General features: G+C 70.9%; 13 protein-coding genes. 1 reads left to right on the top strand and 12 read right to left on the bottom strand.

Features of this window, described 5'->3' with window-relative positions; all coding sequences use genetic code 11:
• Positions 1-75: 75 nt before the first annotated feature.
• From C9F11_RS35570 to C9F11_RS35530, 9 genes are all read right to left on the bottom strand, one after another.
• Positions 76-3,042, bottom strand: a complete 2,967-nt coding sequence (locus tag C9F11_RS35570; protein WP_138963470.1) for a non-ribosomal peptide synthetase — start codon at positions 3,040-3,042, stop codon at positions 76-78.
• Between the two features lie 37 nt (positions 3,043-3,079).
• The gene (locus tag C9F11_RS35565; RefSeq protein WP_138963468.1) at positions 3,080-3,910 is read right to left on the bottom strand and encodes an SDR family oxidoreductase; all 831 of its coding nucleotides are present in this window, start codon (positions 3,908-3,910) and stop codon (positions 3,080-3,082) included.
• A gap of 13 nt (positions 3,911-3,923) precedes the next feature.
• On the bottom strand, positions 3,924-4,622 hold the full coding sequence (locus C9F11_RS35560; RefSeq protein WP_138963466.1) for an alpha/beta fold hydrolase: 699 nt from the start codon (positions 4,620-4,622) through the stop codon (positions 3,924-3,926).
• Between the two features lie 9 nt (positions 4,623-4,631).
• A complete protein-coding gene (locus C9F11_RS35555) occupies positions 4,632-5,339 on the bottom strand; it encodes an FMN-binding negative transcriptional regulator (protein WP_138963464.1) in 708 nt (235 codons plus the stop codon).
• A gap of 270 nt (positions 5,340-5,609) precedes the next feature.
• Positions 5,610-6,224, bottom strand: coding sequence for a response regulator transcription factor (locus tag C9F11_RS35550; protein WP_138963462.1), 615 nt, complete (start codon positions 6,222-6,224; stop codon positions 5,610-5,612).
• An 899-nt stretch (positions 6,225-7,123) separates the two neighbouring features.
• Complete coding sequence (locus C9F11_RS35545) at positions 7,124-7,969, bottom strand: ABC transporter permease (RefSeq protein WP_138963460.1); 846 nt, start codon at positions 7,967-7,969, stop codon at positions 7,124-7,126.
• Positions 7,966-8,895, bottom strand: coding sequence for an ABC transporter ATP-binding protein (locus C9F11_RS35540; RefSeq protein ID WP_138967420.1), 930 nt, complete (start codon positions 8,893-8,895; stop codon positions 7,966-7,968). Before C9F11_RS35540 ends, C9F11_RS35545 begins: the two co-directional genes overlap by 4 nt.
• Positions 8,896-9,395: 500 nt before the next feature.
• Entirely contained in the window at positions 9,396-9,884 is a 489-nt protein-coding gene (locus C9F11_RS35535) for a Clp protease N-terminal domain-containing protein (RefSeq protein WP_249402020.1), read from the bottom strand.
• Entirely contained in the window at positions 9,881-10,120 is a 240-nt protein-coding gene (locus C9F11_RS35530; RefSeq protein ID WP_138963458.1) for a hypothetical protein, read from the bottom strand. Before C9F11_RS35530 ends, C9F11_RS35535 begins: the two co-directional genes overlap by 4 nt.
• A gap of 408 nt (positions 10,121-10,528) precedes the next feature.
• On the opposite strand from C9F11_RS35530, the gene C9F11_RS35525 reads away from it, so the two are divergent.
• The gene (locus tag C9F11_RS35525; RefSeq protein WP_138963456.1) at positions 10,529-11,104 is read left to right on the top strand and encodes an LmbU family transcriptional regulator; all 576 of its coding nucleotides are present in this window, start codon (positions 10,529-10,531) and stop codon (positions 11,102-11,104) included.
• 108 nt (positions 11,105-11,212) lie between these two features.
• On the opposite strand, the gene C9F11_RS35520 is transcribed toward C9F11_RS35525, so the two are convergent.
• The 3 genes from C9F11_RS35520 to C9F11_RS35510 are packed head-to-tail and all read right to left on the bottom strand — an operon-like array spanning position 11,213 to position 13,967.
• Positions 11,213-12,415 carry a cytochrome P450 gene (locus C9F11_RS35520; protein WP_138963454.1) on the bottom strand — a complete coding sequence of 401 codons (1,203 nt, stop codon included), beginning with the start codon at positions 12,413-12,415 and terminating at the stop codon, positions 11,213-11,215.
• Entirely contained in the window at positions 12,412-12,657 is a 246-nt protein-coding gene (locus C9F11_RS35515; protein WP_138963452.1) for an MbtH family protein, read from the bottom strand. Before C9F11_RS35515 ends, C9F11_RS35520 begins: the two co-directional genes overlap by 4 nt.
• A complete protein-coding gene (locus C9F11_RS35510) occupies positions 12,654-13,967 on the bottom strand; it encodes a SidA/IucD/PvdA family monooxygenase (RefSeq protein ID WP_249402019.1) in 1,314 nt (437 codons plus the stop codon). The genes C9F11_RS35515 and C9F11_RS35510 overlap by 4 nt, the downstream gene beginning before the upstream one ends.
• Positions 13,968-14,013: the final 46 nt, after the last annotated feature.

Genomic DNA, 14,013 nt, shown 5'->3' with positions numbered 1-14,013 from the left:
GTCCTTCCGGGGAGTCTCTGAAAATGCAGGCCAGCCCATCGTTCAAGATGGGCTTGCGGCTGTCAAGGAATCGCTTCAACTCTCGTCGGCGCAGCGCTCTTCCACCAGCTTGATGAATCGGCTCGCGGTCGAGTTGACGTAGAAGTCGCGGGGGGCCACCCGAGGAAGTCCCCTTTCCCGCATGGCGGTGATGACGCGCAGGATCAACAGCGAGTTGCCGCCGAGTTCGAAGAAGTTGTCGTCGGCGGTCGCTTCGGTGTCCAGGCAGTGGCTCCAGATGGCGAGGACCCGCCCCGCCACGTCGTCGGGGCCGGGGTCCCGTACCGTGCCGGAGTGCGGTGCGGCGCGGCCGGCGGGCGCAGGGAGCCGGGCCAGGTCCGGCTTGCCGTTCGTGGTGAGCGGGATCGAGGGGATGGCGGTGAGGGTCGTCGGGGTCATGTAGTCCGGCAGGACCCGGCGGGCGTCGGCGAGGATCTGCCGGGGGTCGCACGGCTCGACGAGCACCACGTAGCCGTCGATCCGGCTGCTCGCGCTGTCGGCCGCGGAGGCCTGGGTGACCGTGACGACGGCCGCGCCCACCCGGGGGTCGGCCGTCAGGACGGACCGGATCTCGCCCGGTTCGATGCGGTGACCGCGGATCTTGACCTGGTCGTCGAGGCGGCCCAGGTGGTCGAGTCGCCCGTCGGGGCGCAGTCTGCCCTTGTCGCCGCTGCGATAGAGCCGTTCGTCCGAGACGTCGTCCAGGACGAAGCGCTGCCGCGTCAGCTCGGGGTTGCCCAGATAGCCGTGGGCGACGCCCGCGCCGCCGACGTGGATCTCCCCCGCCGCTCCCGGGGGGAGCACCCGGCCGCGGGGATCGCGTACGGAGACCGACCAGCCCGGCAGGGGGCGGCCGACCGAACGGGATTCTCCGGTCACATCGGCCAAAGTGACGGAATGCGCGGTGACGTGGACGGTGGTCTCCGTGATTCCGAACATGTTCACCACGCGGCAGCGCGCGGGGGAATAGCGGGCGAACCAGGGGGCGAGCAGCCGCACGTCGAGCGGCTCGCCCCCGAATATCAGGAGCCGTACGAGAAGGTCGCCCCGCGCCCCGCGGTCCGCCTGGGCCAGTGCGGAGAACGCCGAGGGTGTCTGATTCAGCACGGTGACGCGTTGCGCCAGCAGAAGCGCGCGGAATCCATCGGCGTCGCGTGCCGTCCAATAGGGCACGACGACGAGCCGTCCGCCGGTCAGCAGGCAGCCCCAGATCTCCCAGACCGAGAAGTCGAACGCGGCGGAATGGAAAAGCGTCCAGACGTCTTCGGGGCCGAGTGAGAATTCCGGGGCGGTAGCGAAGAGGAGGGAGAGGACATTGTGGTGGGGGACGACCACTCCTTTGGGGCGGCCCGTCGATCCGGAGGTGTAGATGACGTACGCGGGGTCGTCGGCGGAGCGGGTCGGCGGCGGCGCCCGATGACCGCGATCCGTGGCCGTGGGCGTAGCCGTGGCGGTGGCCGTGGGCGTAGCCGTGGCCAGGTCGTCGAGCCCGACCGTGCGCACGCCGGCGCTCACCGGGAACGAGGCGTGGTCGGTGATGACCACGGGGACCCGGGCGTTCTCGGCGATGTACCGCAGCCGCTCCGGCGGGTAGCCGCGGTCCATGGGCACGTAGGCGTATCCCGCTTTGAGGACGCCGAGCAGGGCGATCACGAGGGGCGCGTCGCGGTCCAGGCAGACGCCGACCTTGCCGGCCGGGGGCAGGTCCAGGGCGCGCAGGCCCGCGGCGACGGCGTCGGCGCGCTCGTCGAGCTGGCGGTAGGTCAGCTCCGAGCCGTCGCCCGTGACGGCCACCGCGTCCGGCCGTGCCCGTGCCACCTCCTCGAAGCGCTGCTCGATCCGCACGTCGACGGCGCCGGGGCGCGGGCGGCCGCCACCGCCGAGCCGCAGGACGTGGGCCGTCTCATCCGCGTCCAGGAGGGGAAGCGCCGACAGCGGCACGGCTCCCGGGCCCGCGGCCTCGCCCTCCCCCGCGCCCTTGGCGAGGCATCCGGCCAACCGCTCGACGCTGGCGCAGAACGCGGCCGCGACGGAGGGACAGAGCGCCCCTTCGTCGAACCAGCAGGACGACTCCACCGAGCCGTCGGCCCGCTCCACGACCTGGAGGGTGCAGGGGAAGGGGGGCGCCTGGAACGGCAGATGGATCCGGTCGTCCCGCCCCGGGTCGTCCCGCCCCGGGGAGAACACGATGCCCACGCCGGGCCGTTCGGTGCGTGCCGTCGCGTCGGGGGCGGCGCCGAGCGCGGCGTCGACCTGGGTGAGGTAGTCGGCCAGGCTCCGGTCCTCGTCGATCCCTTCCACGGTGACGGCCGCGCCGGGGCCCGCGCCGGGGCCCGGGTCGAGCCGGCCCACCTCGGCCGTCGTGGCGCCGGAGTAGCGCGCCAGGGCGAGCGCCACGGCACCGATGACCAGCCGTCCGCCGCCTCCTGCGGCGGGCTCGGGCAGGGCCAGCGGGCGCACCTGGACGGTACCGGCGCGTCCAGGGTCGGGCAGCCCCCAGGGGAGGCCGGCGCACCGCGGCGGCGGGGGCTCCGCCCCGTCCGGCAGTGCCGGGGGCGGGCCGGGTGCCGAGCCGGTGACCAGGAGGTCGGCGAGCTGGTCGAGTACGGCGTGGGGGACGCGGGAGCGCCGGGCCGCGAGCACGAGGTCGGCACTGTCGTCGGCGTACCGCAGCAGGACCGCGCGCAGGGGCGGTGCGGCCTCGCGCACCGGGCGGAGCGCCTCGCGGCGCGTCCGCTCGCGGGCACAGGGCGCCTCGGGCGGCGCCGGAACGGCGGTCTCCCACAGCCGCGAGTCGTGCAGCGCGGGCCAGTGCCGCAGGGCCGCGTCCCACCGCTGGTGGACCTGTGCCGGCCGGACCGCACGGGGCAGCCGTACGATCACCGCGTGGCAGGCGCGGCCCTGTTCGGGCCGGGCGTGCCGGAAGGGCGGCAGGTCGTGGAGTGCGGCCGAGGGCCTCGCTCCCCCGGCCGCGCGCGGCGGTGTCCCGGTCGTCGTCGCCATGCCCGGCCCCCTGCCGTGTCGGAGTGGTCTCGGCCGCTCACCTGCTGGTGAAACCCGCGTCGACGGTGAGCACGGTGCCCGTCACCCGGGGGGATGCGTCCCCGGTCAGCCACAGCGCGGCGGCGGCGACGTCGGCGGGCTCGACGAGGGCGTTCATCGGCTGGTCCCGCAGGAAGAGCTGTTCGTGCTCGTCGTCGGGCAGCCGCAGCGCGTGCCCGATCTCCCGGAGCATCCGCCCCTCGACCAGCGGATCGTCGCGTACGGACCCGGGGCACAGCGCGTTGACCCGTACCCGGTGGGGCGCGTAGTCGAGGGCCGCCGCCTTGGTCAGGCCGACGAGGCCGTGCTTGGCGGTGACGTATCCGCCGAAGTCGCGGTAGCCGACGAGGCCCGCGGTCGAGGAGACGTTGACGATGCTGCCGGCCCCCCGCTCCACCATGGCCGGGGCGACGGCTTTGATCATGCGCCAGGCGCCGGAGAGGTTGACGTCGAGCATGAGCGCCCAGTCGGACTCGGCGATCTCATGGACCGGAACGCCTGCCGGTGCCGCGATGCCCGCGTTGTTGACCAGCCCGTCGAGCGAGCCGAACCGGTCGAGGGCCCCGGCGACCGCCGCCTGGACGGCCCGCGGATCACGCACGTCGACCGCCGCGGTGAGGACCGCGCCGCCTTCCCGCTCGCACAGGGTCGCGGTGTGGCCGAGCTGCTCGGGGCCGCCGAGGGGGTAGCCGACGCCCGGCAGGTCCGCGGCGATGTCGAGGAGCGCCAGGTCGGCGCCCTCGCGGGCGAACCGGACGGCGCACGCGCGGCCGATGCCGCGGGCGGCCCCCGTGATCACGACGACCTTGCCTTCGAGTGACCTGCCCATGCCCGCGCCCGGTTCAGTCGCGGCCGAGGGCCCGCAGCAGGGCGTCGGGCCCGTCGGTCAAGTACATGTGCCCGCCCGGGAATTCGCGATAGCTGAACGGGCCCCTGGTGACCTCGCGCCACTGCCGCGCGTGCTCCCCCGTGACGAGTGCGTCCTCGGCGCCGCGCAGCGCGGTCACCGGCACGTCGAGCGGTTCGTTCGACGAGGGCTTGTAGTTCTCGTGCATGGCCACGTCGGCGCGGAGCGGGGGCAGCAGCAGGTCCCGCAGGTCCGGGTCGTCGAACGCCGCGTGCCGGTATCCGGCGAAGTCCTGGACACGGGCGAGGAACTGGTCGTCGTCCAGGCCCGTGGCCCGGTCGTCGCGTCCGGTCCAGGGCCCGGGAGAGCCGCTGACGTAGAGGTGGGCGAGGCCGGCTCTGCCGAGTCTGCCGAGTTCGCGGGCGATCTCGTACGAGAGCACGGCGCCGAGGCTGTGTCCGAAGAGGCCGAACCGGGGTACGTCGGAGACGAGTTCGGCCACCTGCGGGGCGAGCGCGGCGGCGGCCTCGACGACGTCGGTGAACGGCTCCTCGCAGAACAGCTCCTCGCGGCCCGGCAGTTGCACGGGCAGCACCGTGACGCCGTGGTCCTGTCTCTTGCTCCAGGCGCGGTAGAAGCCCGCGCCGCTCCCGGCGAAGGGGAGGCAGACCAGCGGGAAGGACACTGCAGTCATGATTCCTCGCTAAGGCGTACCCATGGACGGTGGTGGTGCCGCGGCCGGTCGTGCCGAGACGGTTTCGCGGTCCTCCGTGCCGAGTCGGCCCATCAACGCCGCGACCTCACGATGGGCGGTGGACGCTTCGCACGCGAATGAGGCCCGGACGCGCTCGCGCACGTGCGGGGGTTGCTCCTGGCTGAGCTTGAACATGCCGTCCGCGAGGGAGATGGCGATCCGGAAGGCTCCCACGCCGGGCAGAATCCGGCGAAAGTATTCGATGGATTCCGTCATGGACCAGTCGGCCCCGAATTCACGCTCGTATGCCCGGACCGTCTCCTGCACCGTCGCCAGCGTCTCGTCGGTGGAATCAACCTTACGCAGTACGCCCGCGATATGAACAGCCGTGAAGTTCCAGGTGGGTGCCGCGGGCCGGGTCTCGTACACCGTCGGCGACACATAGGCGTGCGGGCCGCTGAACGTCACGGCCACGGGTGTGGCCGGTCCCAGGGCACGCCAATGGGGATTCCCAATGTTCATGTGTCCCCACAAGGTGGTGCCGGACAGCGAGGTCACCGGCTCGGTCACCCGGGGGTCAATGATGATCGGCACATGAGTCACCCACGGGGCCTCTCCTTCCGCTCCATTGCTCACCAATTGGCCCAGGGGGTTCCCACGCACAAGATCTATTTTCCAGGACTCCTCGGGCTCGCGGTAGACACGAGGAACGAACACGGGACGCTCCTTCCGCTCTCGCTGCCGAGTCGGTCTCCCGCAGCCGGGTCGATCGGGCTTCAGGTGAGGTGAGACCGGGCGATGTCCTGCTGCCGGGACATCGGGGGCCGCTCCGTCGAATGGCCCCGAATCGGGTGCGGAGATCACGGTCTTTGCCTGCCGGTCTCCCGGGGCGCCCGGATCTGTTCCACGGGGCCTGAGCGTGGTTACCGTACAGACGAATGCGCGCCATTACCAGGATCATTTCGCGGACGGATGCGGGGGCGCCGGTCAAGGTAGCCAGCCGGTCTCCGTCGCGATGCGGACCGCGTCCACCCTGTTGCGCGCATTCAGTTTCGCAACCACCGCCGTCAGGTAATTGCGAATCGTGCCGACCGACAACTGAAGGGCGGTGGCGATCTCTATGGGTTCGGCCCCCTGCGCGACATACCGCAGCACCTCGGCCTCCCGTTCCGACAGCGGATTCTCCCCGACGTCCCACATGAGCGTGGCCAGTTGGGGATCGACGAGGCGGTGGCCGGACGCCACCTCGCGCACGGCCTCCGCGAGCCGTTCGGACGGGGCCGTCTTGAGCAGCAGGCCGGCCACGTGGGCCGTGCGCGCCCGCAGCAGCACGCCCGGTCGCGCGAGGCCGGAGAGAATCACCGTCCGGCAGGTGGGCAGGGCCTCGTGCATCGTCTCCGCCAGGGTCAGGCCGTCGAGCCGGGCGATGTCGAGGTCGATGACCGCGACATCGGGATGGCATTCCAGGGCGGCCGGAATGACGAGTTCGCCACGGCCGATGCTGGCCACCACTTGAAGGTCACGTTCCGTCTCCAGTAAATTCACCAGCGCCCCACGAACCATGTGTTGCTCGTCGGCGACCAGCACTTTCAGCACCCGCATGGTTCACCTCTTGCCTCAACAGGACATACCGGGAACGGCCACCGCAGTCAGGAAATCCTGCCGGAGCGGGACGGGCCGTGGGTGTCTGGTGGACCTCCGCAGGCCCACTGTTGAACGCTCTGCCGCTTGATCGGTGCGTACGTCAACCGGACCACGCTGGTCGACGTGTCCGGCGAGAGGCGGTGCGGCGTGAGGAAGAGGCGCTGTCCCGATATGCGTCGGCGGCTCTTTCGACAGAGAGGATCACGACTCGGTTCGGTGTCGTCATCAGGTTTTCCCCGTGTGATCAAAAAGGCGTCCGAAAGCCGTGGCCCTCGAACTGGTCGCGGGACGGACCGATCGCCGTGGGACGGAAATCCGAGTGGTCGGCGTGCACGGGATCCTCGCAGCGGCTCCACCGCGGCCGATGCCGGTGCGAGCGGCAGACAGGCTGATCACTATGTGTGCAACTCCCCTCTTCTCAGAATCTCCGTGCCGGGGCGATATCAGCGAACGTGATCCGAACGAGCGGGACGTCATGCCCGGAGTGAGCAGCGGGCGCCGGTCACACGAGCGCGACACCGGACCGGGAACGAGCATGGAGCCCCTCGGCGGTCGAGGTTTCACTACCCGTACCTCGATGTACCGTGAAAGGGCTCCAGGTGACTGCCCATCATGCCACGGCCGATGTCTTCGGGGAAGCGCGATGCCCCCCGGGAATTCTGGTGCGGCATGTGGCTCATTGCCGCCCGGTGACGCCGTATCAGCGGCCCCACAATTTCGTTCACGACTCATGTTTCTCCCGCCGCGCGCCGCCGGGTCCGTTCCGGCCACGGCCCGCGCGGGCCGGACGCACCACGGTCGGGGCGGCCGGTGTCCCGGCCGCCCCGACCGTGGTGAGCGGTCGCCTTCGCCCGGTCCTAGCCGGTGCGCTGCAGGGCCTTCTCGCGGTACTCCGCGACGCGGGCCCCCGACTGGCGCCGCGCCATCCGGCCCAGGACGAGCGGAGCGAGGATCAGCCCGAGGGCCGCCCACGCGCTGAGGACGCCGAGGGTCTCCAGGTGCCGCCAGGAGTCGTTGATCTCGACCACGACCATGTCCTCGGGCAGCAGCGCGGACCGCATGCCCAGGCCCAGCCAGTACACCGGGAAGACCTGGGCGACCCACTGGAGCCAGTCCGGCATCGAGGTGATCGGGTAGAAGATCCCGGAGATGCCGATCAGGCCCATGACCGGGACCGACATGGCGCCCGCCGCCCGCGGGTTGGACACCAGGGCACCGAGCACGGCCCCGATGGACTGCGTGGCCACGAGTCCCAGAGCAAGCACCCAGGCCAGGGTGAGCCAGGCGCTCACCGCGTCGAGCCGCAGCCCGTCGACGATGAACGTCCCGGGGATCAGCAGGATCGCGAGGTACACCACGATCGACCCGGACGTGGTCACGAGTTTGCCCAGGAAGTAGGCGCGGATGCCGTGCGGCAGCGCCTTGGCGCGCAGCAGCGTGCCGTCCTCACGCTCCACGGTGAGGTACTGGATCATGAGGAGCATTCCCAGGGCGATGAACATGCCGAGGACGCCCGGCATCACGAGGGTGCCCAGCTCGAATCCGCTGTCCTGGAACTCCTTGTTGCGCAGGAAGAAGACGGCGGTGAGGGTCAGCACGGGCCACAGCAGCTGGTTGATCAGCTCGGAGCGGTCGAACGCCTGGCGCAGCTCGATCAGGCCGCGGGAGAGCCCGGAGCGCATCGGTGTGGTGGCGGGATTCATGGCGTCGGCACCTTCACCTCGTCGGCGCGGGTCTCGGATCGGCCGGATTCGGCCCGGCGCACCAGGAACAGATAGGTGTCCTCCAGGGAGGACCGGTGGACTTCGAGATGGGCGACGGCCCCGCCGTGCCGCTCGAACAGCTCGCGGACGAACCGCGTGGAGTCGCTCACCGACCGCACGTACCGCTGGCCCTCGATGGACCAGCGCACCTCGTCCTCGCCGACGAACTGCTCGGCGAGTTCACCGGCCGTGCCGTCGGCGACGATCCGGCCCTCGTTGAGGATGATGATGCGGTCGGCGAGCTTCTCCGCCTCGGCCAGATCGTGCGTGGTGAGCATGATCGTGGTCTCCTGCGTCGCGACGACGTCGAGGATGAGGTCGTGGAACGTGCGCCGCGCCTCCGGGTCGAAGCCGGCGGTGGGCTCGTCGAGGAACAGGACCTCGGGGCGGCCGACCAGGCCGATCGCCACGTCGAGGCGTCGGCGCTGTCCGCCGGAGAGCATCCTGACCTGTTTGTCGGCGTGCTCCGTCAGGCCGACGTGGTCGATCAACTCCGTCGTGTCCCACGGGCGTTGGGTGTCCGGGGTGGCGTAGGCGGCGTAGTAGGTGCCCATGTGGGCGAGGAGTTCGCGCACCCGCCACTTCGCGTGGTCCCGCCAGGACTGCAGGACGATGCCCACGCGGGCCCACCAGGCCTCGTCGCCGTGCTCCGGGTCGACGCCGAGGACGTCGACCTGCCCGGCCGACCGCTTCCGGAAGCCTTCCAGAATCTCGATGGTGGTGGTCTTGCCGGCTCCGTTGGGGCCCAGCATCACCAGCACCTCGCCCTTGCGCGCCTGGAAGTCCACGCCTTTGAGGACGTCGTTGGTGCCGTAGCGCATGCGCAGCCCGTCCACCTTCAGGGCGACTTCGTCGCTCGGTTTCATCGGCTTGCCTCTCGTGTCGTGGTGTAAGTCGTCCATCGGGGCCGTCCCTTGAGGAGGTGTTTCGTATCGGTGGCCGATGTCGTCGCCGCTCGACCGGAACATGGGTGGGGCGTACGGGGTGTACGGGGCGGGCGGCCTCCGTCGGGGCGGAGAGGGCGCGCGGCCGCGAGCCGTCGGCGTGTCGCGGCGTGACGTGACGACGCTCTCGGGGAGAGCGAAGCGAGGAGGGTCCGCGAGGAACGCGGGCTTCAGGGATGTGCCGCCGCGGGTCGACCGGCGGTGAGGTGCGGCGTCGCCTCGCGTGGTACGCGGTGCCGCCGGGCGGCGGGGAAGGCCGCCGCGAGCACGGTGGCGGCGGTCGGCGCCAGGGCCGGCGCCGGAGCCGGCTCGTGCTCGATTCGCCGGACAGGCGCAGCCGTTCGGCGCCGAAGCCGCTGAGGGGGCAGGAACGCCGACCGTCCTGCGGGTACGTCTCGGCCGGGCCGCCCCGGACCGCTCGTCTAGGCCTGGTCGTCGCGCAGCGACTGCTCGACGCGCTGCCTCAGGGCGCCGCGGTCGACTCCCGCGACGGACAGGGCGCGCGGGACCGTGCCGTGCTCCAGCCGCAGGATGCCGAGGAGCAGGTGCCCGGGCCGCAGGTCCTTCTTGTTCTGGACGGCCGTCACGCCGCGCTCCAGGGCCAGCTTGGCGGACTGCCCCATCTTCGAGGGCGGCGCGGTGGACGCCCGCGGCGCGGGCAGGTCGCGCTCGGCGATCGACACGCCCGCCACCTCCAGGCTCGCCCGGAACTCCTGCCGCAGCGCCTCGCGGATCGTCCCGGGGTCGAGCCCGGCCGAGCCGAGCGCCCGCCCCGCCGCGCTCTCGCGCTCGGCGGCGATCGACAGGAGCAGATGCTCCGCTTCGATGGTCACGGAGCCCGCCTGCTGGGCCTCGCGCGCGCCGGCTTCCATGATGGCTCCGGCGTAGTCGTCGAAGAGCTGTCGCTTCACTTCATCCTCCTCTTCAACTCGACCCCGACATCGATCAGACGCCGGGCATGCTTCTTGTGGACCGCTTGGCGTGTCACGCCGAGCGCCTCGGCGACTTCCATCCAGCTCCAGCCCGTCCGCATGGCCTTCTCCACGGCGGAGTCCTCCATCTGATCGGCCAGTCGCCGCAGCGCCACCACCGCCGCCAGCTGCTCGGCGGGGTCCTGTGACACGGCCCTCTCACTCACACTCGCCATGCAAGCAACCTAGGTTGACTACCGAAGCTTGTCAAGTCGGGTTGCTCAGCGGGGGGGGGGCGGACCACGGGCCGCGACCCGACCGCGACCCCGCCGGGACTGGACGGTCATCGTCCGCACACCGGGACCGATTCACGCTTTTCCCATGAGAATTTCACGACCAACGCATGAAGTTCGCAATGGCGTATACGCGATTGACTCGTGCATACTGTGCCCAGTCGCAATTCCCCTACGCACGTTCATATGCGCGCACCACAAAACGGAGGGACGATTACTCATTTATCCGGGTTCCAACCAGTGGAGAGAAACATGGACCTGGCACTGACCGAACCGAGGGCCGGAAACCGGTCCGGTGGCACGCGTGGCTCGCATACGACGCGACCCACGGCGGCGGGGAACAGGGACAGGATGTTCGTCACGGCAGGCCTCGGCAACGATGTCGGCATCCAGACGCGCCGTGCCGAGCTTCGCATCCCCGCGGGCCTGACCTTCGAATCCTGGCGGCACATCGGATGCAACCTGACCATGATCTCCAACTCTTCCGGTTGGTGGCTCGGCGACTGGCTGGTGTACGGGGAGAACAGGTTCCCCGAGCGATATCGCGTCGTTCTCGACGAGACAACGCTCGACTACAAGACCCTGCGGAATTACGCCTGGGTGGCCCGGAGGTTCCCGCCCTCCCGGCGGCGCGACGCGCTGAGCCTCCAGCACCACGCCGAGGTGGCCGCCCTACCGAAAGCGGACCAGGACCGCTGGCTGAAACAGGCGGAAAGAGAGAAATGGTCGACCCGGCGACTGCGTAAGGAACTGCGCCAGACCCAGGGAACCGCGGACGAAGCGCTGACAGAGAAATCCATAAAGTTCGTCATGAGCCTGGACGCCGGCCGAAAGGACCTGTGGACGCACGCCGCGGACACGGTCGGCATGCCGCTCCAGGACTGGATGGCCAAAGTGCTCGACGAAGCGGCCGTCGCCGTGGAATGACGGCGTACGCCCCGCGGCCCGGTGCCGCCCCCGACCCCGTGGGTCGCGGGACGGCGCCGGGCCTTTCCGCGTGGCTCGTGCCCCGCTCGCCCGTGACTCCCGCGCGGCTCAGCCGGCGCGGACGCGGATCGGCAGCGACGAGACGCCCATGGTGTCGGGCGCCTGCATGAAGGTGGGGGGCTTGTCAGGATCGGTGCGCAGCTCCGCGTAGCGGTCAAGGAGCATGTTCAACGTGACCCGGCCCTCCATCCGCGCCAGGGAGGCGCCCAGACAGAAGTGGATGCCCCGGCCGAAGCCGAGCTGCGGGTTGGGCGTGCGGCCCGGGTCGAACGCCATCGGGTCGGCGAAGACCCGCTCGTCGCGGTTCGCCGCGCCGAACCACAGCAGGACCATCTTCCCGGCGGGCAGCCGCTGCCCGGCCAGCTCCACGTCGGTGGCCGTGGCCCGGTAGGTCGCCGCGACGGGGCTCAGATAGCGCAGGGACTCCTCGATCAGACCCGGCACGAGCGTGCGGTCCGCCCGGACGCGCGCCTGCTGGCCGGGGAAGTGATCCAGGCACAGCACCGTGTTGCCGAGCAGCATCGTGGTCGACAGGTACCCGGCGATGAGCAGCATCTTGGCGAAGCCGACGATGTGCTCGTCGCCGAGCCGCCGCCCGTTCAGCTCGGCCGCGAGCAGCCCGCCCAGCAGGTCGTCCCGGGGGCTGCGGCGGCACCGCGCGATGTGCTCCCGCAAGTAGCCGAGCATCGCGCGCATGTACTCCATCGCGGCCCCGAAGGCGCGTTCCTGTTCCTCGGCGCTGTCGGCGAGAGACGTGTCGCCCATCTCGCCGACCACTCCGGTCATCCACGCCTCGAACAGATGGCGGTCCCCGGCCGGGATGCCGAGCAGCTCGGCCACCACCGTCACCGGCAGGGGGTAGGCGACCGACGTCATCAGGTCGAACTCGTCCTCGTCCCGGACGGCGTCGAGGAGTTGGCGGGCGAGCCGGGTGATCTGGGGCTCCAGCTCGGCCACGACCTTCGGCGTGAAGGCGTGCCGCACCACGTCGCGCAGCCAGCGGTGGTCGGGCGGGTCCATCTGGAGCAGATCGCCCTCGGTGAAGGAGTCCCCGGCGTTGTCGGGCATGAGCCGCGCCGTCTCCGCCGACGAGAAGGCCCCGGGCAGGCCGAGGGCCTCGAGCACCTCCGCGTGACCGTAGACGTTCCAGGCGTCCATGGCCTCGTCGTACCGCACGGGCCGCGTCGGCGGGCGGCCGTACAGCCAGAACTGATCGGGGTGGATGCCCCACCGTTCGGCGAGGGAGGTCATCGTTGCGCACCCGCCGTCGGCCCGTCGGCCGGTGCGGCCATGGCCGCACGCAGGCTCCGGGGCCGCAGATCGGTCCAGTGCTCCTCGACGTACGCCAGGCACGCGTCCCGCCGCGCGACGCCGAAGACCACGCGCCAGCCCCGGGGAACCGGAGCGAACGACGGCCACAGCGTGTGCTGGTCCTCGTCGTTGACCAGGACGAGGAAGTCCCCGTCCGCCGTGTCGAAGGGGTTGGCGCTCATGGACGGACTCCCTTGTCTCCGCCGGCGCTCGCACCGGCCAGCCTGTTCGCGATCGACACGGTGATCTCGCCGCTGCGCGTGGCCAGGTTCGACAGCAGCGACGAGGACAGTCCGTGGGTGTGCTCGGTGCCGCCCTGCAGATAGATCCCGCAGTGCAGGCCGGGCGCGGTGACGAGCCGGAAGTCCCGGTCGACGTGGAGCCGTCCCTCGGCGTCGCGCAGGCACCAGGGGGCGAGGTCGCCCAGGACCGCCGCGGGGTCCATGGGCTCGTACCCGGTGGCGCAGACCAGCACGTCGAGGTCCACGTCGTAGGACTCCTCGCGGGCCGTCGAGTGCAGCGTGACGCGGACGTCGTTCTGGACGGACTTCACGCCCGCCACCCGCGTCAGGTTGAGGAAGCGCAGCCGCTCCGTGCCCGCGAGCTCGTCGTCGTAGGCCCGCCGGTAGAGGTCCTTGATGACCTCGCTGTCGACCACCGAGTAGTTGGTGTTCTTGTGGTAGTGCCAGAAGGCGTCGCGCGAGCGCCGCGTCCCGTGGAAGTAGTCGTCGATCGCGGTCGGGTCGAAGACCTGGTTGGCGAACGGCGTGTTGTCCGCGATCGAGTAGCCGTACGCCGGGACGATCGCGTAGATCTCCGCGTCCGGCAGGGCGTCGTGGAGGAACCCGACGATCTCGGCGGCGCTCTGCCCCGCCCCGGCGACGGCCACGCGCCGCAGCGGGCGGTGGTGGTGCCGGAACCGGTCGAGGAACTCCGAGCTGTGCCACACGGACGCGTCGGCCTCCACCCCGGCCGGCATCCTCGGCACGAGCCCGGTGGCGATGACGACGTTGCGCGCCTTCACCAGGCGGGTGGCGCCGCCGGGGGCCGTGTCGCACACCGTGAGCAGGGCGTGGTCCAGCGGCGTGCGGGCCCCGGCCGGTGTGCGCAGGGCGGTGACCCGCGAGCCGTAGCGGACGCGCGGGCGCAGCCTGGCCTCCGCCCACTCCAGGTAGTCGTGGAACTCCTTGCGGGTCGGATAGAAGTCCTGGTTGTTGACGAACCTCGCGAGGCGGCCCGACGCGTGCAGATAGGCGACGAAGCTGTAGGGCGAGGTGGGGTTGCGGAAGGTGGCCAGGTCCTTGAGGAACGAGACCTGCATCTTCGCCGACGGCAGCAGCATGCCGCGGTGCCAGCTCAGCGAGGCCCGCTGTTCGAAGAACGCGGAGGTGAACGGCTCGGGGTGCTCCTCCAGCGCGATGGCGAGCGAGAGGTTGGCGGGTCCGAAGCCGATGCCCACGACGTCGTAGGTGTCCGGTCCTTTCACGTCCACGGGGAAGTCCCTTCGTCTTCTTCCACCGGCATCGGCCGGCGGCCGC

Source organism: Streptomyces sp. YIM 121038, assembly GCF_006088715.1.
Classification (GTDB): domain Bacteria; phylum Actinomycetota; class Actinomycetes; order Streptomycetales; family Streptomycetaceae; genus Streptomyces.
This window is presented reverse-complemented; position numbering and strand designations above follow the sequence as displayed.